Raw genomic sequence first — 22,530 nt, 5'->3', positions numbered from 1 at the left:
GGGGCCATGGTCGCCCGCCCTGATCTCAACCTCCTCGTCGCCCTGCACGCCCTGCTCGACGAGCGGCACGTCAGCCGCGCCGCCGAACGGATCGGCGTCACCCAGCCGGCCGCGAGCGCGATGCTCGGCCGCCTGCGCCGCCACTTCGACGACGAGCTCCTGGAGCGGGTCGGCAACCGCTACCAGCTCACCCCGCTCGGCGCCCAGCTCCAGGACCAGGCGGGCTCCGTCCTGGAACTCTCGGACCGACTGTTCGCCACCAAGTCGCAGTTCGAACCCGCCACCTCGGAGCGGGAGTTCGTCCTGTCCGTCGCCGACTACACGGCCGCCGTCCTCGGGCCGGAACTGCTCGACGCCTTCGAGAGGCAGGCTCCCCGCGCAACGCTGCGTTTCCGACGCCTCGGCATGCCCGAGACCTATCCCGGCGAGGACGCCGAACCGACCGTCGACGGGCTGATCGCACCCCACGGCAGCCTCTTCCACGGGATGCCCAACCTGCCCCTGTTCACCGACGAATGGGTCGCACTCGTCGACCACGGCAACCCCGCCGCCGACAACCCGCCCAGCGCCGAGGATCTGGCCGACCTCAACTGGGTCCTGGGCCAATTCGACCCGCACAACGCCCCGTTCATGCTCCAGCGCCTCACCGAGACCGGCCGCCAACTACGCCCCCACGCAGTCACCGACAGCTTCCTCGCCCTACCCCTCTACATCACCGGAACCGACCGCATCGCCGTCCTCCAACGCCGCCTGACCGAGGCCATGCCCCTGCCCCCGGCCCTGCGCGTGATCCCCTGCCCCTTCGACGCCGGCCCCATCAACGAAGCCCTCTGGTGGCACCCCGTCCACACCCACGACGCCGGCCACCGCTGGCTCCGCACCCTCATCCAGGACACCGCCCGCCACCTCGACCGGGACGCGGAGCCCGCACACTGAGGCCAGTCACCAGCGGATCTTCTTCGGAGGAACGCACACTGCCGACAAGGACATCAGCTACCCCACCCTCGGTAGACCTCCACCACCGCGCCGGTCGCACCACCGGCGATCGGCGGCTCAACATGCTGAACCCGACAGACATCCCATGAGCTGGCGCGTCAAACAACGGGCGCGTGGTCCGGGCGGGACCAGGCGGTTCCCTCGTCCCACGACTGCTTGTCATCGACCCGGCGGTCGTTCACGTGTAGATCGAGCGGGGCTTGCCAGCCAGCGGTCTTCCGGTCGGGTCAGTTGCTTGTCGGAGCCGTGGCCTACAGTGCAGCCTTCGACAGACTGACGGCCGGAGAGGGGCTGGAACGGGGCCAGGTCGCGCGTCAACAGCCGCTCGGTGTCCGGGTCGGCGGTGCCGCGCACCGCCGTGTAGGCCGCATGGCCGGTGGACGCCGGCGCCGGGCCGTGCCGGTCGGCCATGAACTGGGCCAGGCCCTGCACCCATCCGGTCGCGCTCTTGCCGTCGTCGGCGACCGTGAGGGCGACGTGCCCCAGCCTGCCCCAGGGGTAGACGAGCCGGCCGCCCGGCCGTACCGCCTCCACCCACGCCCACGGGACGGCCTCCACGGCGTAGGTGGCGTGCAGACGGTCGACCTGTCCGCCGCCCGGCAGCCCGCCGCCGCTCGCGTTGCCGGTCACCACCTGAACGTCCAGGCCGGCCGCCGCCAGGCGCCCGCGGGCGAAGTCGGCCAGGCCCGCGTCCACCTCGGTGGACACCACCCGGCCCGGGCCGGTGCGCCAGGCGGCCAGCGCCGCCGTCCACCCCTGCCCGGTGCCGATGTCCCACACCCGGTGCCCGGGCTCCAGCCGCAGACTGTCCAGCATGTCCGCCACCACGGCGGGCGCGGGCAGCGACGAGGACGGCAGTCCGCCGCGCACCTGGGTGACGGCCGCGTCGTGGACCCCGGTAACCGTTCGTCGGCCCAGCCCTCGGGATCGGCCGCCCGGTCCACCGGCATGTAGGCACGGCCGTCCCACCGCCACAGCCGCCCCGGCGCGAACGCGTCGCGGGGCACCGCCGCGAAGGCCTCGCGCACCCACGGCGACCCGGCCGGCCACACCTCCTCGCGGTCCATCGCCGTGTCCAGGCCCGCCCGGCGCCCCGCCGGATCCTCGCCGCTCGTCACCGCGTTCTACTTCCGCCGGGTGCCGGTGGGCGGCGGCGACGGCGGAACCTGCCCGTCCTTGTTGCCCGGCGGGGGCGTGCCCGACCCGGGGTCGGGGGCCGGCTTCTCGTGCGTACCCATGCTGCTGCCCTTCCGGTCGCTTACAGGACACGGTCGGCCGCCCATCCTCGCCAAGCCCCCCCGCCGATCGGTAGACGGCGTACGGCAGCGCCCGAGGGGCGCGCACCAAGGCACCGCGCCCCAGGGACACGGATCATCTCGGAACCCGGACGGACTCCGGCCGGTGGAACCGGGCGGGGAGAGCATGGGGCATGCCACTGGTACCGAGGATGCCGTCAGCTCCATGACGGCGACGGTCGTACGGGCGACCCGCGCGGGCCCGGCTTCTGCGAGAGGTGCCCGACCCGCTCCGCCGCAGTGACCGGCGGTCAGCTCGCCGTTGTCTCCTACGGGCCGACGGCGAGGCGGTCGGCGCGCCCCCACGAGCAGCAGCGCCGCCCCACTCCTCCGCTGCCTCACCTCGGTGTGCCACGTCGAGCGGTCGACCTCCTCCAGCACCGGCACCGGCACCCCGATCTCCGGGGCCTGCCACACCCCGGATGAACAAGCATCAGGCCCCCTTGGTCTCACCCGGCAGAATTCAAATGAATGATGCATGGTCAGGCCCGCGTTCTCCTCATAGGCTCACCGAAGGAGCTGCACAATCGCGCTTCCGGCAGACTGTCCGAAGGCGGAAATATGCGGATCATGGATTTCTCGATCGTCCTTTCTGCAGCCATGGCATGGGGTATTTCAGTACCACTTGCCCATGCAGTCGACGTCATTCAGGAGCACAACTGCATCAACTGCCGCTTCGGGGACGGCAACGGCGAGAATCAGAAGTACCGTGAGGCCCTCGCCAACAAGCCGATGTCCGACATGGCCAAGAATTGCCTGGTCAAGGCAGGGATCGGCGGCGCGGCAGCGCTGGTTGTCGGCAGGGTCAACGGTACGGCGGCCCGGGATCTGGCCGTCAACGTGGCCGGAGCCGGGGCGGCCGCCTGCCTGAGCTCTCTTGTCTGATCAAAGCTGGAGACACCCCGTGCGACAAAAGATCATTGCATTTGCAATGCTCGCAGCATTCATGATCGCGGTCAACAAGATGCTCGCCCCACCTTTCTGGGTCCAATTGGTTCTTGTCGGCGCATCCGTGGTAGCGACGACAACTGTTCTTCATCTCTCGGGTCGAAGGCGTACTTAGACGCACCGTTCATGGCCCGGGCGGCAGGAGTTGCTCCGCATTGGAAGCCCGACCGGAGAGATGAGCCGGCTTGCCGGGCCAGCTCGGTGAAGCCGCTGCGGTAACGGGTCGTGCTGCTGTGGGCCACGGCGCCGTGGATCCGCTTCGGGAAGCCCGGAGCATCGGCGAGACAGCGCGACGGAACGGCAAACGGCAAGGACTGCCTGCCGGATGAGCACCGGTTCGGTTCGCAGAACCAGAGCGGCTGGGTCCGTGACCGCGGAGTGTCTCGTCCGGCGGTGGAACGTCCTGCGTCGTAGGCGTTCGGCGGTGACCCGGATTCACCTCACCTGGACTGTCGGCCGCTGCCGCTTGCGGCGATCAGCCGCCGCCCGACCCAGGGCGGCCTCGAACGATCTCAGCAGTGCGTTGGTGTTGGACGTCCGCCGGACCACGAACACCCGCCGTGCGCATGGCATTCCGTCCAGTGCGCGCGCCGTCTCTCGACTGGGCCCGGCCAGGGCCAGATCGGGCACCAGGGCCACGCCGAGCCCGGCCCGCACCATCTCCTGGACGGCGTCGTGATTGTTGCTGCGGAACGCCACCCGCGGCGAGAAGCCGGCGTCGGCGCACAGCCGCGTCAACAACGCCGCTTTGGCACTCCCTTCATGGCCAGTGATCCATCTCTGCTCCGCGAGGTCACCGAGGCGGACCCGGTCGGCTGTGACGAACGGGTTGGCCGGCGGAACGAGCACGAACAGCCGTTCCTGCATCAGCTCGACCGCCGTGATCCCGGCAGGCCATTCCGCCGACATCAGGTCGTAGACGTAGACCAGGGCCAGATCGAGTGCGGAGGACAAGACCAGGGGCATCAGGTCCGATGACTCGCCCTCCTCCAGGTCCACCTGCGCATCGGGGTGCCACTGCGCCAGGCGGGCCAGTGCCCAGGGGATCAGCGTCGCCTGGGCAGCGGGGTAGCTCCCGACCCGCACCACTCCTCGATCACCAGCGGCAAGCGCCTGAGCCTCCTGCTCCAACGCCGTCAACTGATCCAGTACTCCTGCGCAGCGTTCGCCCAGGACGATGGCGGCGCGGGTGGGACGGACGCTACGGGCCGCACGCTCGAACAGCGTCAGACCCGTGCTGCTTTCGAGCGCGCTGATCTGCTGGGAGACAGCCGAGGCGGAGTAGCCGAGCATAGAACCGGCCTTGGCGAAGGACCCTGTGGTCAGCACCATGTTCAGCGTACGGATGTGGATCGAGTTGAGCATCAGGTTGTCACCACTACGGTGCTCAGGAGGACATGCGTCTGCTCCTTGAGGAAGGCCTTCAGCTTCAGGTCCCCGGTGACGGTTCCGGTCGCGGAGGCGATCGCCGTGCGGATGCGGGCGACGCGCGTCGTGGTCTCCCGCTGGTCATCGGCGGCTTGGGCCGGCGACTGGCAGCCCCGGGCCGTCTGGAGCGACTTGGTGAAATCACCGGCTTCCCGGGAGTCGGCTGTCCGGCCGGGTGAGGCCGTAGCGGGCCCTGCTGCCTCTGGGGCCAGGACGAACCCGCCGGTGGGAATGACGCCTGAGCTCTGCATGGTCGGTTTCTGTTCGTTCGATTTGATATCCGGGTGAACCGGGACAAAGGTCAGCCTGCCGTTGCTGACGACTGGTTCGGAAGGGCCGCGGGGCCCGATGCCCTCCAGAGTGGGACCTGTGTCCTGATCAGCCCGGATCGCTGCGGAAGCCATTGCCGCCCGTCGGTCGCCGGGTTGATCGCGATGCAGCCCGGCTCGCGCACCCGGCTGTGTCGCCGCCTTGCGTCGACCGCCCCGGATGCTGCGCCCCAGGTCCGTCAACGAGGCTCGTCTCGGGTTGCCGGAGCGCCGACGCCGTGGCCGCACGACCGCACCCCCTGGGGGCACAACGGGGCGGCCGCACGAGGGGGTTGAGAAGGCCGAGCCGTCCTGCGGTGTGCCGCGGCCGGCCGGTGGCCCACCCGCGATGGCGGGCCATCGACGCACACCGGATCAGGCACCCGCCTGGGCACAGACCGATCGGCCACCGCTCCCCCATCTTCCCCGGGGAAGCGGCACTCCTTGCATCCTCACCGACCACGTTCACCTGGCCCGAGGCAAGTTGGCCTTCCGGTAGGCGGAGGGCGCGATCCCGTACGCTCTCCGGAAGGCACGCCGCATCACCTCGGCACTGGAGAATCCCACGGACCTCGCCACCTGTTCCAGGCTGTCCTGCGGGTGCTCCACCAGCCTCCGGCAGGCCGCCTGCAGGCGCACCTGGGCCACGAAGCGGCCCGGGGACAGGCCGGTCTCGGCGGTGAAGGCCCGGGTGAACTGACGGGGCGAGAGCGCGGCCCGCCAGGCCAGGGTCTCCACGGTGAGATCCTCGCCGGGGTGGTCGACGACCCACTCCAGGATCCGCCGCAGCTCACCCCTCCTGGCCGCCGCCAGCCTCAGCTGGGTACTGATCTGCCGCTGGTTGTGCGTCCGCCGCAGGAACACCACCAGCTGCCGGGCGACCTCCAGCGCAAGATCGGGTCCGTGATCGGTCTCCACCAGGTCGAGGGCCACGTCGATGCCGCTGGTCATTCCGGCCGATGTCCACACCTGCCCGTCACCGGCGTGGATCGGCTCGGAATCGACCCGTACGGCGGGAAAGGAGCGGGCCACGGCCGGCGCGAGCCGCCAGTGCGCGACGGTGCGGCGTCCGTCCAACAGGCCGGCGGCCGCCAGCGTGAAGACGCCCTCGTAGACCGCGACGACCCTGCGGATCTCGGACGCGTTCCCCTTGAGCCAGGCAGCCACCTCCGGGTCGCTCGGAGCACCGGGGATCACCACGGTGTCGGGTGCGGGCTCCTCCGCCAGGGGGGACTGTGCAGCCAGGACCAGTCCACCGCTGGCCTTCACCGGCCTGCCGCCCGGGCTTGCCGTGCGCAGCCTGTAAGCCGGCCGGCTGCGCCCCGGCGCCAACAGGCGGTTGGCCCAGTCGAAGACGGTCATAGGTCCGGTGACGTCGATGGCTTCCATTTCATCCGACAAGACGAAGAGTAGGTTCCGGTTCGTCATGGAACGTCATGAAAGCCGCTCACAGCGCCAAATGCCAAGCTCAGCAGGCGGAACACCCCGACGGAACCATGGTTTCCGCGGCGGCCCGGGTCGATCAGGACGCAAGTCCCACCTTGGAGGACATCGGACCCCCGGGCCCTCCCTCGCCGGCCGTCAGCGGTAGCAGGATGAGCTTTGTCCGGTTCACCCGGATATTGGACCGAACGAATAGAAACCGACCATGCAAAGCCCGTGCATCATCCCCATGGCCACGCTCGCGCTGGCCGTCGCCCGCTTCCTCGGATTCGCCTCGGCGGCCGCGACCGACCCGCCCACCGGCCAGCCGGCCAACTGGCCCGCCGGCGACCGGTGGAAGCAGGCCGCCCACCTGATGAATCGCGAAGCCGTGGACGAGGGACGGCTCTCCGGAACCGGCAGTGCTCATGGACTCCTCGCCGATGGGGCCCTCCCCAGCACGTCGGACCGGGGCAGGATCCTGTGATCACCGCGGCCGTCATCACGCCGGTGCCGAGGGACCAGCAGCAGACAGCACTCCGGCACCTGGCCGACGGCCAGCGGACGGACGCGCTGAAGGCGTTGCTGGTGGGGTCCGACCTGTCGCCCGCTCACGCTCCCGCCGCACTCGCAGTACTCAGGAAGCGCAACCTCCCGGTGACCGCGGACGAGGCGGCCGCAGTCCTTGCCGAACACGATCCCGCCCTGCGGCAGGTACTCCACGGCCTGCTGTCAGCAGGACGCCGCCGCGAGGCGCTGATCTTCCTACGCGGAGCCACCGGCGTCGGCGTCGTCACCGCCCGACGGATCGTGGCGAGCCTCACCCCGACTCCTTCCTAGACCGGCTACGGGCGGGGCTTCGCCGACCACGACTCCCCCGTGACTGCCGAACACCGGTCATAGGCGGCCGCCCCACAGCCCAGCGGGACCTTCACCGATCAACCGACCGCTGGGGAACACACACCCAGATCCGAAACAGGGGAACTCAGTTGCAACCGACCACTCCTCGCCCTGCCCGGGTCATTGTCGCCGGACTCAATGAACTGGGTGGCCCTGCCACCGGGCTCTTCAAGTGCTGACCGGCTCCCGCATGAGGGGCGTCGCCCGGTGGACGAAGACATGAGCGAGCACCGGGAGCGAACCGCCACGATCCTCGCGGTCACCCTCGCCTCCACTGCGTCAACAGCCCTCTCCTGCAGCCTCTCCGATGGGCTCGGCCTTCTCCTGACCATCGCCATCGGCGTGACCGTGGGCCTGCTGTCGCGCTGGACACTGCACCGGGCACAGCTTCGTGACCACCTGGACGCCAAGGACCGGGACCCGTAGGTGCCGGCCCGACTCGGCTGCCCACAAGGCGGCAGGTCGGTGGCAGCGCCCCCACCGACGCGGCCCGGTATTCGCCGGGCTGGACCAACAGTCCTTCCATGACCGTCAGTTGAAAGACGGTCCCAGCCGACGGTCGTGAGCCCCGGCACCCGCACATCGACCGTTCAGTGGACACCCGATGACCGGCGCCGCCGCCCGTCGCCCGCGCCGCACCCGACCGGGCCGGCCCGGATATCCGAACTCTCCCGAGGCTTCTCACATGCCCATCGTGGCCCCGCATCATGTCCTCGATCCAGATGGACAACCGCATGGCGCGCTGCGCCGTCCATTGGCACCTCTGAACGGGCAGCTGCCTGTCGCCCACGATCTGCTCCTGTTGCGCTACCCCGGCGCCCTGCGCCCGCTAGATCGTGGCGGACCCCCGAGTTGGGCGAGACGGACACTGCGCACACACCCGTGGGTGACAGTCGCGAGGGCACCATCGATGACAGGAGCGCGCGAGCTCTGGCTCCCGGTCATGGCGCGCGGTCCCCGGCGGGGGCAGCGGTTCGACGCGATGGCTCCCCGGTCCACAGTGGCCCGCATACTGCGTCCCGAGCAGCTCACTGATCGGCTCAAGCTGCTGCCACCGCGAAGGGTGTCGGCCATACCGGGCCTGACTGCGCTGCGAGCAGTCACGGGACTCATCACGGACCATCGACTGACCTGGGGGCCGATCGGCGCGATCGGCTACGAACTGGCCACCGGTGAACCTGTGGCCGGCCCGCTCAGCCCATTGCGCCTGGTCCTGCGCGCCCCTGCGTGGCTCAGCCGGCGTGACGCCATGAAACTGTGGCGGGAACTCGGCCGACTCGATGTGGAACTCGACGCCGAGCTGGAGATTCGGAACCGCGTAGTGCCGTTGGGCCGCTATGCCCGGGGCACCGTGGGCCGAGCGAACTCGGGTAGACATCCTTCTCAGTCGGCGATGTCACGGGCCTCCGGTCGGTGACTCGTCAGGTGCTCGACGACATACGGTAAGGGGAGTCGTCTCATCGCGGACGACATCGATAGATCTTTGAGCCGTCTCGTCACCTTCGTCGGCCTGTGATATCCGGGCAGGTCGGGCTCTCATGGTCGTGGGAATGTTTCGAGATCATCACCTCTCTCGAAGAATTTTTTCGAGCTGGGCGTCAATGTGCTGTTCGGTCAGTTCCTGTCCGACTGGAACCAGGCTGTCCGTCCGGTCCAGGAAGGCGTTCAGTGACCCACTTGAGGCGAGGAGCAGAACACAGCCGAAAGACGAATGCAGCGCGATGGACGTCTCGGAAAGATCATCACCAGTGGGACGTATGCGGACATCACCCTCGCCGACGGCCCGGCTCAATCCGTCGATCAGCAGCTCCCGCGCGAAGTACCACGTGACACGGGCGCCGTGGTCAGGGCGGAAGGCAAGTTGAACCGCGCATGGATCGTCGGCCACGTATGCCAGGTCCACCTGGATGAGACGGGTGGAACCGGTCGAGGAAACAATCTCCATCACCATGTGTCCGAGAACTGTGCGGTGCTGCATGGCGTCATCTCCTCGCGTTCTGCCCGCGACCCTCGGGAACCCGTCCCGACAGCCGTGCGGAATATCTTTGATAGCCCTGTGAAGAAATGCAGAAGCAAACATGTCGACCCAGGTGAAGCCGACCATGAAGGTGTTACCCCAAACCTGCAAAACCTGTCGTTCAATCGATTCTGACCGGTCCATCGCCATGCCCGCAAGAGCTCACGAACAAAGAACTCAAGAGCAGGGACCTACGATCCACAACCCAGGGCCCTTGGCCCCAAGAGCGGAAGCTGAGGCTTGACTTCAAGGCCGCCGCAACGTATACCGAACCAGCGCGCCAAGCCGGGCGGATCACCTGCCTCGATATTGCAGATATAAATCTGCTTTGCAGACGTCCCACCAGTGCCGCCGCAGTGCCTATCACCATTCCGATGCGGAGATGAGCGGATCGGGAACATGCAGCTCACCGCAGACAATTGCAGCTCTGAAGCACGAGAAAGTGCCACACATGTACAGGGATCACCTCCGCATAGTCGCTGTCGCCTCTCTGGCGACCGTTGCTCTGGCCGCTGTGGTGGCCACATCGGGCGCGAGGCCGACTTCGGCGGGATGTGCCCGCTGCCGCACCGGATCTCCGACGAGAGGGTCGGCCGCCGCACTGACCCGAGCCTGGTTCGGTCCGCATCCACCGGTCGCCGGCCGATCGCCGGCCTCTGTCGACGACAGCCGCCCCCTGATCCCTCGGATGAGGAAAGCCACCGACTGACGATCCGGTGCGCGCTTGCGGCGGCGACGTGACCAGTGGCGTCACGGGATGAGGCTTCGCGGATTGCCACCGCCGGTCGCCGCCGCGCCCTGGCCGTCCTCACCCGCCTCCGCGCCTCCGCGCCTCATATCCGGACCGGGTGGGAGGTCAGCGCTGCTCCCACTGCTCCTTCGTGATCTCGTACTGCACGCCGCCGAGGTCGGCGCCCTCGACCATCAGCATGTCGTCCGGGGTGGGGAGGGGATGGGAGAACGTCATGCCCACCTTCTCCATGACGTTGCGCGAACCGTGGTTCAGCACCATCGTCGCGGCCCAGACCATCCGCAGGCCGAGCTCACCGAACCCCTTGCGCAGCAGCGCCCGTGAGGCCTCGGTGGCGTAGCCCTTGCCCCAGGCCGCCCGCCGCAGCCGGTACCCGAGCTCGGCCTCGTCCTTCGGGCCGTCCTTCCCGGGTCGCAGGCAGAACCAGCCGATGAACGCCCCGCCGTCCTTCTCGAACGCGGCGAACAACCCGAGCTCGCCGCCCCACCTCCGGTAGCCGGCGATGATGTTCGGCAGATGGCTCTCGCGGACGACCTCCGCAGGCGTCGCTTCCCCACCCGACAGGAACCGCATCACCGCCGGATCGCCGTCCAGCTCGATCAACAGGTCCGCGTCGTCGGCGGTGAACCGACGCAGCGTCAGGCGCTCGGTCTCCAGATAGATGGCCATGCAGCGGATCATTCATGAACCACCCGAGTCCCTCAACGCATTTACGACACCACGACCGGCGACTCGCTCAGGTACTGGAAGTCCGGCCGATACGTGGTCGTGGCTGTCGGCGCCGCAGATGCGGTCAAGGCTCCCGAAGCCGGCTGACCGGTCCGAGGACAGGGGGCTCCTACCTGGAGGCAGGCACACCGGGCGGCGGCGGACCTACGACTGGCCGCCGAGGAGAATCCGGCCGTCGCCGAGGCGTTTCAGTCCCCGCGAGTCGGTCCCTGTCCCGCCAGGATGTCGGCGAAGACGATCACGGCCGCGCTCTCGCCGTACTTCGCCGACCGCTCCTGCCGGAAGTCGCCGCTCCGCACGAGGATCTGACGGATGTGGATCCTGGTGCCGATGGGGAAGGTCATCTCCGCCTCGGACTGGTTGTTCCCGCCGAGCGCCCTTCCCCGGTGGTCCTCCGGGAGGCCGAACTCCCAGACGATCTCCTTGCCGGCCACGTACGAGTGGGTCAACGGATCGCCGTACGTGGTCGACAGGATCGCCGGCCACTCGATCGTCTGGTCGACCGAGACGTAGCCGCCGTCCGGGTGGCTCTCCTGCTGCTTGAGGATGCCGCCGAACGACTCGTACAGGTGCTTGCTGTCGCCCCGCAGCACGTTGCCGTCCTCGTTCGCGCGGGGCGTCGCGAAGTCGTCCCACACGCCGTTGATCCGGGCGAAGATGTCGAAGGTGTCCGCGAGGGCCTTCTTGTCCCACGCCCCGGTGGTCTGCTCGTCCGCGTAGCCCCGCGCCATGGCGACACTGCGCCACGCGTCGAGCACCTCGTTCTCCTTCGACGTGTAGGAGAAACCGGGGGCGGCGATCTCGCCGGGGGTGAAGCCGACCTGCCCGAGGGCCGCGAGGAGCGGGTTGATCCGGCGGTAGTCGGCGCTGAGGTAGTTCTCGCCGAGGTCCAGGTCCTTCTGCTTCTGCTTGGCCGCGAGGACCGCCGGGTCCAACTCCAGGGCACGGGCCGCGTCGTACTGCGCGCGGGACGCCTCCCGTCCCGCGACCGTCCCCCACGACTTGTCGATGGTGGTCGCCCGGGACCTCCTGCCGTCCGCGCCCCCGGAGATCAGGTAGGACTGGAGGCTGTACTTGACGATCTTGTACCCCTCGATGTCCCCCTCGTCCGTGTGCTTGACGACCTGGGTGTCCGGCGAGAGGCCCTCCCCGAGGGTGCGCTGCACGGATGCCTGCGCCGCACCGGCCACACCGGGGTCGGCCGAACGCTGCGCGTCGGAGGAGGTCCGGGGGGCCGGACGGCTCATCACCGCGCGGGCGTTGGCCTCGGCCTCGCGCTCGAAGCGGTCGGCGGGGTCGGACACCTTCAGCCCGTCGCCGTTGTCGGTACCGCTGACCGGTCCCCGGCGCTGCTGGATCACATGGGTGAGTTCGTGGGCGAGGGTGTGCGCGCCGCCCCCGCCCTCGCCGATGACGATGTCGTTGCCGGAGGTGTAGGCACGCGCGCCGACCTCGGCGGCGGAGGCCTTCGCGGCGGCGTCGGTGTGGATGCGTACATCGGAGAAGTCGGCGCCGAGGCGGGACTCCATGTCCGTACGGGTGGCCTGGTCGAGAGGCCGGCCGGGGCTGCGCAGGACGTCGTGGACGGAGGAGCGCTGGACCGCCGGGGCCGCCGCACGCTGGACAGCCGGGCCCTCGTGGCCGCAGCCGTCCCCGTGCCGGTGTTCCGTTTCGTCCGGGCCGTGGCCGGCCCGGCGGAGCATCTGGACGACCGCCGCATTGCCCACGGTGGCCTGGAGGGCGAGCAGCCCTGACCGTGGCTGCCCGGCCCGGCCGCCCGCGTGCCCCGCCTCCTGGCCCGCCTTGGCCCTGCCCGCTTCCTCGTTCTCCCGCTTGCGCATCGGACTCCGCCCCTCCTGGGATCGTCGACAGCATCCCACTCGTCCCGACGGCCGGGGCACGGCGGAAGGTTCATCAGGCAGGGCAGAGCCAGGGCTCTCGGCGACGGTCTCCCACAGCGCCTCCGTACGCACAGGCGGCGGACCGGGCCAAGCGGGCGGACGGTTGATCAGGCGTGTGGGCGGGTCCTGGTCCGCCCGACGTACACGTTTCGGGCACGGAAGTAGGTGTCGCCGTCAGGCCCGGGATGCCCGGAGCTTCCCTCCATCTGGAGGTTGATGATCAGTGACATCGGCTTGCCGACGTAGCCGGCGCCGTGGCCACGGGCCCGCCAGAGTGGCTTCCCGTCCTTGGTGTCCAGGTAGTAGTCGATCGTCACGTCCGTGTCGTTGACCTTCTCGATCCACGCCACGTAGGTGTGCCAGTGCGCGGGGTGGGGGACCGGCACGGGGGTCGAGTCCAGGTCGTCGGAGGTGCGGAAGGTGTTGAACCAGTTCACGGCGTCCCCCTTGAACTCCAGGATGTCGCTCTCCGGAGGCCAGGAGCCGTCCAGCCAGAACGCGGGCCAGGCCCCCTTGAGGGCCGGCGCCTGGAACTCGCCCTTGATCTCGTAGTTGGGGAACTCGCTGGTCACCGTGATCCGCTGCTTGGCGTGCACCGCGCCGGACCGGTAGCGGATCTGCGCGTACGGCGGCTCGCTGCTGCTGCCCTCGTCCTTCGTGACCCGGGACGCCTTGAGGGTGAGGACGCCGTTCTCCAGGTACACGTGGTCGTGGTCGCCTGGGCCGGCGTACATGCGCGCCGTGCCGTTGTGGTCGCTCCCCCACGGGTAGAGGTAGTTCCATTGCGCTTCGAAGGCCGGATAGTTGTCGAAGGTTCCGCTGATCACCGGCTCGAAGTCACTGGCTGGGTCCTGCACGGTGTCCTCGCTCATCTCGCTCATCTCGTGGGCGGGCCCGGGGCGGCCGACGGGATCTCGGCCGGGGGCGGGCACCCGTCCACCATCGCCGCTGACGCCGTCAGCGGCCGCGGACTCGCCGAGCGGAGCGCGTTCGACTCTACCGATGGAGTGATTTGCGCACCCCAGCCGTGCACACCGCCAGGACTGTGGGCCGTCGCCGGGTATGGAAAGCCGTCCGCAGAACCCGGCTCCCGGACCCGGGGTGCCGCCGTGCACCGTGCCGAGGGGCCTCGTCAGAAGGGATCCGATGATGGAGATCACGCAAGGCAGGGCGTATCTGTTCACCAACAGCGGGACGGGACTGAAACTGCACTCTCCCAACGACAAGGGCGACAAGGTCCTGAACCAGGACTCCGGCCCCCATGCGAAGAAGGAGCACAACTACCAGTGGCTCCTGTACCCGGCGGACACCGAAGGAACCTGGTGGTGGATCGTCAGCCGCTCGTGCGGCTTCATGGTGTTCGCCCCCGGGGTCGGAGAAGTCGGTGAGCAGATCCGCCAGGCGGGCAGTCCCAACCTGGACAACCAGCGGTACAAGTGGAAGTTCGAGCAGGTCGACGGCAACCACTACAAGATCAAGCTGATGCGTAGTGACAAGTACGTCCACGCCATTGCCGAAGGCATCGGCTCTCATGTCAACCTCGACGACGGCGGTGGGAAACAGCTGGAGTGGCTGGTCGAGGAGGCACAGGTCTTCGACGCCGTCACGTCGTTGAGGCCCGCCGGTGAGAAGCCCGACTTCGGCGAGATCGACCGCATGCACGACTTCAAGCCACCAGCCGAGAGCACCAAACCCGTAGTCGTGGGCTCGGTCGCTCTGCCCTTCTTCGTCGTCGGGGACGAAGGGCAGAGCGTGGGGTGGAAGGTCAATCACAGCCCGTACTACATCCTCAGCCGCTCCTCCTCCTGGGTCCGCAAGGGCTATCAGGAGCACGACGGCAACACCGACTTCTCCCACACCTGGGAGACCGAGGTCGGACTGGTCTCCTCCAACTCCTCGGAGATCGAGAAGAGCCTCAACATCAGAGTGACGGCCGAGGCCGGATTCTCCTACATGGGTGCCACCGCCAAGATCAGTGCCACCATCGCCGCCGGCCTGAGAGTCAAGGAGTCACGCACCCAGACGAAGACGTCCACGAAGAAGGACATCAAGACGTTGGCGGTGAAGGCCGGAAAGCGGTTCAGCGTCGCCGCCTGGTACCGCCTCGACACGTTCAAGCTCAGGCGCCTCGACGGCGACACCATCCTCACCTGGGAAACCATCGACCCCGACTCCTTCGTCCTGGACAGCTACCCGAAGGTCTGACGACCGGGAGCCCGCCGCGCCGCCGGCAACCCGGTGGACCCGGAGATCGTCGGCGGCGCGGAGTCCCAACCGCGGGGACGAACCCCCGGCATCAGGTACCGGGCCCCACCGCCCTTGAGTCGCAACGCTGACAAAGGCTCGCTGCCGGACGGCGTGCCTGGTGGGCCGCTCCGGGACTGGCGACCACTCGAAGAAGCCCCTGTGGCCACTGCCAATCGGCCGCTGTCGTCGAACGGAAGGACGTACCGTCTTGCGTATCCCCGCTTCTCGCATGCCCGGCCCCTGGCCCGGCATCATGAGCGCTGCCCGGAACCCCGGGTTCCTGGCCGTTGTGGCCCTGGCCCCCTCGCTCCTCACCGGTCCGGCTGCGGGTGAAGCCCACGCCTTCAGCCCGGAGAACCACAGATCGGTGACGGCCGCCGCGGTCGCGAAGGGTCCCGGCGAATTTCGCCAGATCAGTGCCACGTACGAGAGACTGATCGCCGCCGTCCTACAGCCGGACAAGGACGAGCACGACCGCGGCCCCGCACACTGCGACAACGCCGACTACCTGTCACCGGACAACAACGGCGGCCATCCCTACGTCCGCACGCGCCAGGAGGCGACGGCAGAGCTGTTCGCGTGTGTGCGACTCGCCGACGACCGCTTCCACCAGGCGGTACGCGCGGCCGGCGACCTCGTCTCCGAGCAGGGGGAGGTCCGCGCCGACCAGACCGGGATCGACAAGTGCCGGCTCGGCCAGCCCTCGCAGACAGCGAAGTGCGGCGTCCTGGAGGGGCTGGGACGATCCTGGCACACCGTCGAGGACTTCTACTCGCACAGCAACTACGCCGACGCCGCCAAGGACGCTCCCCTGGGGATCGGCAACCCCCCGGGCTTGCGGCGCCAGGCTCCGGCCCCCGTCTTCGGCTTCGCCTCCGACGCCGGGCTGAACAACGAGGCCGAGTTCTCCCAGCTGCTGGAGAAGGAGAAGATGCTGGACCTGGCGACCGGCTGCTACCCCGGAGAGACGGAGAGCACCGGACGCAAGGTCAAGGACTGCGGCCCCGCCGACAAGGGCGGCCGACGGATCACACACGATGACGACAACCCGCCGGACAAGTACCCTGGCATTCCCGACGGCCTGGCCAAGGACACGCAGAACTACACCCGCGCGAAGTACACCTTCGCCCCCGGAGTCACCAACTTCCGGCGAGCCGTGGACCAGGCCGTCCAGGAGATCGCCCACCAGTGGGCAATGTTCAAGAGCACCCTCGCCGACACCTACGGGCCGCAGCGAGCCAACGCCATGATTGTGGCCATCACCCAGGACGCCGCTGACAGGCAGTCAAGGCCGGGACCCTGATCAGGTCGCCCGCCCACCCGCGCAAGCGGAAACCGGCGTGGACGGACTGTAGTGGCCCGGGAGGCGCCGTCACCCGAACCACACCGACGTCAGCGGCACGGCGGCGCGCTCACCGGACGGAGGCCTCCGACACCTACCGCCACCGGAACGGCCGGTCACATCGGCGCTGCGCCGGATCGACCGGGCGGCCGGTCCTTGCGGGGCGCGTCATGGCAGCCGCCGTGGCTGGCGCGGCTGTCCGCGCGCGGAGGTGTCCCCGGTGTGGCTCCTGGGGTTCGCTTCCCCCGCACGATAGTGGTTCGTGCATGACCTATCTCATCTCGTCCTGTTCCTCCCGCCGTGCCGCGGTCCTGGCGGCGGGTGCGGTCGCCGTCCTGGCCGTGTCGGCCGTCGCCGCTCCCGGCGCGCAGGCGGCTCCCGCACCGCGGTTCAAGGTCTTCACCAAGACTCAGGAGGTGTGGCAGCCGCCCGCCGGTGTGAAAGTCCTCAACGTCTACGTGTGGGGCGCGGGGGCCGGCGGGGGCGGAGGCGCCAGCGGCGGGGGCGGAGGAGGCGGGGAGGACAATCCGACCGTCGGCAGCCGAGCCGCGGGCGGCGGCGGTGCGGGCGGGGCCGGCGGTGCGGGCGGGGCCGGCGGCGGCGCGGGCGGCTTCACCCAGTGCCGCTACAAGCTGAGCGACAAGGCGTCCGCCGGACGCTACGACTTCTACGTCCGCACCAGCCAGGGCGGCGCCGGCGGGGCCGGCGCGGGGGCGGCCGCGGGAGGAGCCAGGGGCAGCAGCCCCTTCGGAGGCGCGGACGGTAAGGCCGGGGCCACCGGCAAGGGCGGCGGCAAGACCGGCTCCGCACCCGACGAGAAGGGCTACAACGGGCTGTTCTTCGGCCCCAGTTCCGGGGGCAACACCGGCGGGCCGATCGTGGACGCTTTCCGGGGGCGCTCGGGCGGCGGCGCGGCCGAGGGGGGATCGGGCGGCGGCGGCGGGGGAACGGAGGACGGGTCCACCGGGGGCACCCCGTCCAAGAAGGCCAGCACCTCGGGCAAGGGAGCGCAGGCCACCCGGCTGGGCCTGTTCTGCCAGCCGTTCAACGCCAAACCGGGAGCCGACGGGAAGGCAGGCGGTCTCGGCAAGAAGGGCGACAGCCAGTCCAAGGACATCCGCCTCGGCGGAGACGGCGGTGCGGGCGGCACGGGCGGGGCCGGCGGGACCTCGGCCGGCCCCAAGACGGTCACACTGCCCGACGGCACCGCCTACACGGTTCCCGCGGGCACCGGCGCAGGAGGAAAGGGCGGCAAGGGCGGCTACGGCGGCAACGGCGGCTACGGCGGCCAGCGCGGCGCCTCCTCGACCAACAAGGACGGCGACGACAGCGCCGCCGGAGCCACCGGGGCCAAGGGAGGCAACGGACTGGTCGTCATCACCTGGTAGCCCACCACCCGCGCGACACCCTTCCCAGGCGCCGGTGGGCCCGCACGGTTCGTGTGGACCCACCGGCGCCTTCGCTGCTCGGCCTGATCGCGAGGGATGGTGCGGCGTTCGGGGATCCAGTGGAGATGTCGGGGCGCCTCGGATAGTGGACCCCCAACCGGCACACCACGAACCCCTGACCACCCCCGCCCCACTCACCGTGCTGCTCGTGATCGCCTCCGCCGGCGTGGCTCCCACCCTGGCCGCAGCGGGCATCCTGGCGGCCCGAGGAACCCACAGCTTCGCCGACCTGACCAACCGTCGACTGCCCGCCCTGCGCCAGTTCGCCTCCTACAGCTCCCTCGTCACCGCCGTGATCGTCCTGACCATCGGTCTCGGTCTCACCCTGCGCGGCCTGCCAAGCCAACGACGAGCCAATCTGAGTGTCCGTTCGAGGGATGTGAGAGCAGACGCGCCGTCAAACCCACAGGGATCTGATTTCTCATCAGCTACCACTATTCCCGTCGCACCACACGCCACTACGTGGAGGCAGCGAATGAGAAGCACGGGGCGGACCAGCCGGTGCTTCACTGCCGTCACCGTCGGTGCCTCCGCAGCGGCGGTGGTCCTGTCGCCGGCCGGAGCCGGTGCTGCTGCGGCCGCGGCCCGGACCAAGGACTACCAGGTGTACGAGCAGGAGCTGGAGGTGACCAGCCGGATCAACCAGGCCCTCGGCGACGAGGCCTTCCGGGAGATCGCACTCGGGCAGAACTACTTCCGCCAACGGTGGCCTCCGAAGGCTGAACGCCCGGGAACCCGGTTGACGGAGGTGTCATCCGCGCAAGTGAAGAATCGCGGTCCCGGACTCTCGGCGGGCGGTGATGCCACGCCCTTGCGGGACTATCTGCCGGGTTGTCCTTCTCACCGGCAAGGAATGATGGCATGAGCGAGTCGCAGGACCCGGAGTCCGTGGAATCGTCCCCCGAGGTGACCCGGCGGTCCGTACTGCGTGGGACCGCTGGGCTGACGGTCGGTGCCGTGGCGTTCCTGGCGTCGGGCGCCGAAGCGACGGCGGCCCCGGGGCCCGCCGACCCGGCCGGGCGGCTCGCGGCGGCGGCGAAGGTCGCGGCGGATCAGGATCCGTTGCTGCGCCGAAAGCAGCTCCGGGCGTTCGAGCTGCTGGACGTCGACGGGGACGGATTCGTCACCAAGGCCGACACGGTGAGCCTGGCCCGGAGGTTCGCGGCCCTCACGGAGGGCGGCGCGGACAGCCCGACGACCGGGCAGCTGCTCGCCGCGATCGACCGGATGTGGGATGCCCTGGTGACCGAGCCGAAGTGGGTGCTGGACACCGGGCGGCTCAGCTCCGAGGACTTCGTGATCGTGACGGCCAACAGCGTCGCGGTCACACCCGACAGGACGCTGCAGTACATCGCCATGATCACCAACCTGACGTTCACCATGGCCGATGCCGACCGCGACGGGGTGATCCAGCGGGAGGACTCGATCCGGATCGGCATGGGTGCCGCCGGCGAGACCCGGGGGGAGGCCGAAGCGGGCTGGAGGGCACTGGCCACCGCGGACCCGGAGCGGGCCACCTACGGGGAAGTCCTGCTGACGGTCACGGACTACGTGACCGGCGTCGACCCCGCATCACCGCACAACCTGGCGCTCGGCCGGCTCTGAGGCCGTTGTGTCCAACAGCAGGGGGCTGGCGGAGCACCAGCCCGTCTTCGACGGGGCCCATCTGGTGGCCCTCTCCCAACAGGTCGGCACGGCCCTGCAGTTGGTGGCCCGAAGGACGGACGGGGCACTGGGGGTGGCGGGCGAGCGGTGGCACCACGGAGCCGGGGACGGTCTGACGGTGACGGCGACGCTCCCTGCCCTGTACCCCGAGTGGCTGGGCGACCAGGGCTTCACCCGGGCCCACCAGGTCCGGTTCCCGTACGTGGCGGGCGAGATGGCCAACGGGATCTCGGGCCCGGAGCTGGTCACGGCGATGGCCGAAGCACAGTTGCTGGCCTTCCTCGGTGCGGCCGGACTCGACGCCGACCGGCTTCGGCGGGACCTGCGGCAGCTGGGCTCCGGGCTGGGCGGGCGCCGCAACTGGGGCGTCAATCTGCTCCACCACCCCGGCGATCCCGGGGCCGAGGAGGAGGTCGCGGACCTGCTGCTCGCGGCGCGGGTGCCGTTGATCAGCGCCTCCGCCTTCACGACGCTCACCCCGGCGGTGGTCCGGTGTGCGGCGGCCGGGCTGCACCGGGATCGCGACGGGTGGATCGTGCGGCCGGTCGGGCTGTTCGCGAAGGTGTCACGGCCCGAGACCGCCGAACTCTTCATGTCACCGGCCCCCGCCGAGCTGCTGCGCCTGCTGGTCGACCGGGGACGGCTGACGCCCCAGGAGGCGTCGCTGGCCGAGCGGGTACCCGTCGCCGAGGACGTCACGGTCGAGGCGGACAGCGGCGGGCACACCGACGGCCGGCCGCTGGGCGCGATCCTGCCGGCCGTCGTCGCGCTGCGCGACGCCCTCGCCCGCCGTCTGCGCCTGGAACGGCCGGTGCGGATCGGCGCCGCCGGCGGGCTCGGCGATCCGGCGGCCGTGGCGGCCGCCTTCGCGATGGGGGCGGCCTACGTCGTCACCGGCACGGTGAACCAACTGGCCCGGGAGGCAGCCCTGTCCGAGCGGGCCAAGGAGATGCTCGCCCGTGCCCAGGTGACCGACATGGCGACAGCGCCGTCGGCGAGCCACTTCGAGTTCGGCGCGAATGTCCAGGTGCTGCGCCGCGGCACGATGTTCGCGGGCCGGGCCGAACGGCTGAGGCGGCTGTACGAGCGCCACGCCTCGTTGGAGGACCTGCCCGGGGCGGTACGGGAGGAACTCGAACGTGAGGTGTTCCGGATGCCGCTCGCGCAGGTCTGGCAGGCCACCCACACCTACTGGGCCCACCGCGACCCCGCCGTCCTGGTACGCGCCGAAACGGACACCAAGTACCGGATGGCGCTGGTGTTCCGCTGGTACCTCGGCAACGCCAGTACGTGGGCGGTCGAAGGCCGCCCGGACCGCACCGCCGACTACCAGCTCTGGTGCAGCCCGGCCGCCGGAGCGTTCAACAGCTGGATCGCCGGCAGCTTCCTGGCCGACCCGCAGACCCGTACGGTCGTCCAGATCGCCCGGAACCTCCTCCAGGGCGCCGCCGCCGTCACCCGGGCCCACCAGTTGCGCACCTTCGGGGTGCGGCTGCCACCCGAGGCCTTCGACTACCGGCCCCGCCCGCTGATCTGACACCCGGTCACCGTTGCCCCCCCCCCCGGCTCACGCCGCCCACCCCAGGAGACCCATGCAGTCCGGCCGCCGACTCCCGGCAGCAGAACCGATCGCGATCGTCGGTCTCTCCGCGATCATGCCCGGCGCCGGGGACGTCGCCGCGTTCTGGCGCGCCCTCGTCGAGGGCCGGGACATGATGACGGACGTCCCGCCGGAGCGCTGGCTCGTCGACGAGCACTACGATCCCGACCCGCAGGCCCCCGACCGCACCTACGCCAAGCGCGGCGCTTTCATCCCCCGGGTCGCCTTCGACTCGATGGCCCTGGGGATCCCACCGGCGGCGCTCCCGGCGACCGACTCCGCCCAGCTGCTGGCCCTGCTGGCGGCCGACCGCCTGCTGACCGGTACCGGACTGCTGGACGGGGTGGACCGGGACCGGGTCGGTGTCTTCATCGGCTGCGCGGCGCTGCAGCTCCAGGCCGTGGTCGGTGCGCGGGCGGGCCGTCCCGTCTGGCGCCGGGCGCTGCTGGACAGCGGCTTCGACGAGGCGGCGGCCGAGACGGTCTGCGACCGCATCGGCGAGTACCTGGTGCCCTGGCAGCCGGAGACCTTCCCCGGCATGCTCGGCAACGTCGTGGCCGGCCGCATCGCCAAGCGCTTCGACCTGCACGGCGCCAACTTCACCGTCGACGCCGCCTGCGCCAGCTCGCTGGCGGCGCTCTCCGTCGCGGTCGACGACCTGCGCCTGGGCCGCTCCGACCTGGTCGTCACCGGCGGCGTGGACACCATGACCGACCAGGCCACCTTCATCTGCTTCAGCAAGACCCCGGCCCTCTCACCGACCGGCGACTGCCGACCGTTCGACGCGGATGCCGACGGCACCCTGCTCGGCGAGGGCGTGGCCCTGTTCGTACTGAAGCGGCTGGCGGACGCCGAGGCCGCCGGGGACCGCGTCCACGCCGTGATCCACGGCATCGGCGCCGCCACCGACGGCAGCGAGGTGTCGGTGTTCGCCCCGTCCCGGGCCGGCCAGGAGCGGGCGCTGCGCCGGGCGTACGCCGCGGCCGGCTACGAGCCGCGCACGGTGGGCCTGGTAGAGGCGCACGGCACCGGAACACCGGCCGGGGACGCCGTCGAACTCGCCGCACTGCGCGCGGTGTTCGGCGAGAGCGGCGGCGGAGTCCGCTGCGCGCTGGGGTCGGTCAAGTCGCAGATCGGGCACACCAAGGCGGCGTCCGGCGCCGCCGGGTTGCTCAAGGCGGCTCTCGCCCTCAGCCACCAGGTACTGCCCCCGACCATCAAGGTCGAGCGGCCGCATCCCGAACTGGCCCGCGGGGACAGCCCGTTCTACCTGAACACCACCGCACGGCCCTGGTTCCACCAGGCCGATCACCCGCGCCGGGCCTCGGTGTCGAGCTTCGGGTTCGGCGGCGCCAACTACCACCTCGCGCTGGAGGAGTTCCGGCCTGCCGAGAAGAGCGGCGCCCGGCCGGCCGCGCGCCTGCCGGTCCGGGACGACCACCTAGGGCGCGTATTCGGTTGTGATCATTTTGGGAAGTTGCCCCCGCGGTGCGGCCTGATCCGGTAGACCGTGTTCCGTGACGCGAGCGCAAC

Annotated in this window: 21 protein-coding genes; 13 read left to right on the top strand and 8 right to left on the bottom strand. The window is 70.0% G+C overall.

Annotated features, from left to right (window positions below; genetic code table 11):
* Positions 1-6: 6 nt before the first annotated feature.
* Positions 7-936 (top strand): LysR family transcriptional regulator, encoded by a 930-nt coding sequence (locus ABTZ03_RS31475; RefSeq protein WP_350516530.1) that lies wholly within the window; start codon positions 7-9, stop codon positions 934-936.
* Positions 937-1,155: 219 nt separating this feature from the next.
* Here the strand turns inward: ABTZ03_RS31475 and ABTZ03_RS31470 are convergent, their stop codons facing one another.
* Positions 1,156-1,866, bottom strand: coding sequence for a methyltransferase domain-containing protein (locus ABTZ03_RS31470; RefSeq protein WP_350516529.1), 711 nt, complete (start codon positions 1,864-1,866; stop codon positions 1,156-1,158).
* A gap of 896 nt (positions 1,867-2,762) precedes the next feature.
* On the opposite strand from ABTZ03_RS31470, the gene ABTZ03_RS31465 reads away from it, so the two are divergent.
* On the top strand, positions 2,763-3,176 hold the full coding sequence (locus ABTZ03_RS31465) for a hypothetical protein (protein WP_350516528.1): 414 nt from the start codon (positions 2,763-2,765) through the stop codon (positions 3,174-3,176).
* A gap of 498 nt (positions 3,177-3,674) precedes the next feature.
* Here the strand turns inward: ABTZ03_RS31465 and ABTZ03_RS31460 are convergent, their stop codons facing one another.
* From ABTZ03_RS31460 to ABTZ03_RS31450, 3 genes are all read right to left on the bottom strand, one after another.
* Positions 3,675-4,604, bottom strand: coding sequence for a LysR family transcriptional regulator (locus ABTZ03_RS31460; RefSeq protein WP_350516527.1), 930 nt, complete (start codon positions 4,602-4,604; stop codon positions 3,675-3,677).
* Positions 4,604-5,071 (bottom strand): hypothetical protein, encoded by a 468-nt coding sequence (locus ABTZ03_RS31455; RefSeq protein WP_350516526.1) that lies wholly within the window; start codon positions 5,069-5,071, stop codon positions 4,604-4,606. The genes ABTZ03_RS31460 and ABTZ03_RS31455 overlap by 1 nt, the downstream gene beginning before the upstream one ends.
* Positions 5,072-5,440: 369 nt before the next feature.
* Positions 5,441-6,403 (bottom strand): GlxA family transcriptional regulator, encoded by a 963-nt coding sequence (locus ABTZ03_RS31450; RefSeq protein WP_350516525.1) that lies wholly within the window; start codon positions 6,401-6,403, stop codon positions 5,441-5,443.
* Between the two features lie 220 nt (positions 6,404-6,623).
* Between ABTZ03_RS31450 and ABTZ03_RS31445 the strand changes: the two genes are divergently transcribed.
* From ABTZ03_RS31445 to ABTZ03_RS31430, 4 genes are all read left to right on the top strand, one after another.
* Entirely contained in the window at positions 6,624-6,884 is a 261-nt protein-coding gene (locus ABTZ03_RS31445; protein ID WP_350516524.1) for a hypothetical protein, read from the top strand.
* The gene (locus ABTZ03_RS31440) at positions 6,881-7,237 is read left to right on the top strand and encodes a hypothetical protein (RefSeq protein WP_350516523.1); all 357 of its coding nucleotides are present in this window, start codon (positions 6,881-6,883) and stop codon (positions 7,235-7,237) included. The genes ABTZ03_RS31445 and ABTZ03_RS31440 overlap by 4 nt, the downstream gene beginning before the upstream one ends.
* 267 nt (positions 7,238-7,504) lie before the next feature.
* The gene (locus ABTZ03_RS31435) at positions 7,505-7,723 is read left to right on the top strand and encodes a hypothetical protein (protein WP_350516522.1); all 219 of its coding nucleotides are present in this window, start codon (positions 7,505-7,507) and stop codon (positions 7,721-7,723) included.
* 178 nt (positions 7,724-7,901) lie between these two features.
* Positions 7,902-8,714, top strand: a complete 813-nt coding sequence (locus ABTZ03_RS31430) for a phosphoribosyl-dephospho-CoA transferase MdcG domain-containing protein (protein WP_350516521.1) — start codon at positions 7,902-7,904, stop codon at positions 8,712-8,714.
* Between the two features lie 147 nt (positions 8,715-8,861).
* On the opposite strand, the gene ABTZ03_RS31425 is transcribed toward ABTZ03_RS31430, so the two are convergent.
* From ABTZ03_RS31425 to ABTZ03_RS31410, 4 genes are all read right to left on the bottom strand, one after another.
* Positions 8,862-9,275, bottom strand: coding sequence for an SsgA family sporulation/cell division regulator (locus tag ABTZ03_RS31425; protein ID WP_350516520.1), 414 nt, complete (start codon positions 9,273-9,275; stop codon positions 8,862-8,864).
* A gap of 895 nt (positions 9,276-10,170) precedes the next feature.
* Positions 10,171-10,734: a GNAT family N-acetyltransferase gene (locus tag ABTZ03_RS31420; RefSeq protein WP_350516519.1), complete on the bottom strand. Its 564-nt coding sequence runs from the start codon at positions 10,732-10,734 to the stop codon at positions 10,171-10,173.
* Between the two features lie 248 nt (positions 10,735-10,982).
* Positions 10,983-12,635, bottom strand: coding sequence for an eCIS core domain-containing protein (locus tag ABTZ03_RS31415; RefSeq protein WP_350516518.1), 1,653 nt, complete (start codon positions 12,633-12,635; stop codon positions 10,983-10,985).
* A gap of 167 nt (positions 12,636-12,802) precedes the next feature.
* Positions 12,803-13,567 carry a LamG domain-containing protein gene (locus ABTZ03_RS31410; RefSeq protein WP_350516517.1) on the bottom strand — a complete coding sequence of 255 codons (765 nt, stop codon included), beginning with the start codon at positions 13,565-13,567 and terminating at the stop codon, positions 12,803-12,805.
* Positions 13,568-13,844: 277 nt separating this feature from the next.
* Here ABTZ03_RS31410 and ABTZ03_RS31405 point away from each other — a divergent pair, with 277 nt between their 5' ends.
* From ABTZ03_RS31405 to ABTZ03_RS31375, 7 genes are all read left to right on the top strand, one after another.
* Positions 13,845-14,900 carry a hypothetical protein gene (locus ABTZ03_RS31405; protein ID WP_350516516.1) on the top strand — a complete coding sequence of 352 codons (1,056 nt, stop codon included), beginning with the start codon at positions 13,845-13,847 and terminating at the stop codon, positions 14,898-14,900.
* A gap of 295 nt (positions 14,901-15,195) precedes the next feature.
* Entirely contained in the window at positions 15,196-16,245 is a 1,050-nt protein-coding gene (locus tag ABTZ03_RS31400; protein WP_350516515.1) for a hypothetical protein, read from the top strand.
* Positions 16,246-16,550: 305 nt separating this feature from the next.
* The gene (locus ABTZ03_RS31395; RefSeq protein ID WP_350516514.1) at positions 16,551-17,672 is read left to right on the top strand and encodes a hypothetical protein; all 1,122 of its coding nucleotides are present in this window, start codon (positions 16,551-16,553) and stop codon (positions 17,670-17,672) included.
* A gap of 208 nt (positions 17,673-17,880) precedes the next feature.
* Positions 17,881-18,597 (top strand): hypothetical protein, encoded by a 717-nt coding sequence (locus ABTZ03_RS31390; RefSeq protein WP_350516513.1) that lies wholly within the window; start codon positions 17,881-17,883, stop codon positions 18,595-18,597.
* Positions 18,594-19,337 (top strand): EF-hand domain-containing protein, encoded by a 744-nt coding sequence (locus ABTZ03_RS31385; RefSeq protein ID WP_350516512.1) that lies wholly within the window; start codon positions 18,594-18,596, stop codon positions 19,335-19,337. The genes ABTZ03_RS31390 and ABTZ03_RS31385 overlap by 4 nt, the downstream gene beginning before the upstream one ends.
* A gap of 7 nt (positions 19,338-19,344) precedes the next feature.
* Positions 19,345-20,934, top strand: a complete 1,590-nt coding sequence (locus ABTZ03_RS31380) for a PfaD family polyunsaturated fatty acid/polyketide biosynthesis protein (protein WP_350516511.1) — start codon at positions 19,345-19,347, stop codon at positions 20,932-20,934.
* A 55-nt stretch (positions 20,935-20,989) separates the two neighbouring features.
* Positions 20,990-22,504, top strand: coding sequence for a beta-ketoacyl synthase N-terminal-like domain-containing protein (locus tag ABTZ03_RS31375; RefSeq protein ID WP_350516510.1), 1,515 nt, complete (start codon positions 20,990-20,992; stop codon positions 22,502-22,504).
* Positions 22,505-22,530 lie beyond the last annotated feature (26 nt).

Origin of the sequence: Kitasatospora sp. NPDC096077, from assembly GCF_040303245.1 — a bacterium.
Lineage (GTDB): Bacteria > Actinomycetota > Actinomycetes > Streptomycetales > Streptomycetaceae > Kitasatospora.
This window is presented reverse-complemented; position numbering and strand designations above follow the sequence as displayed.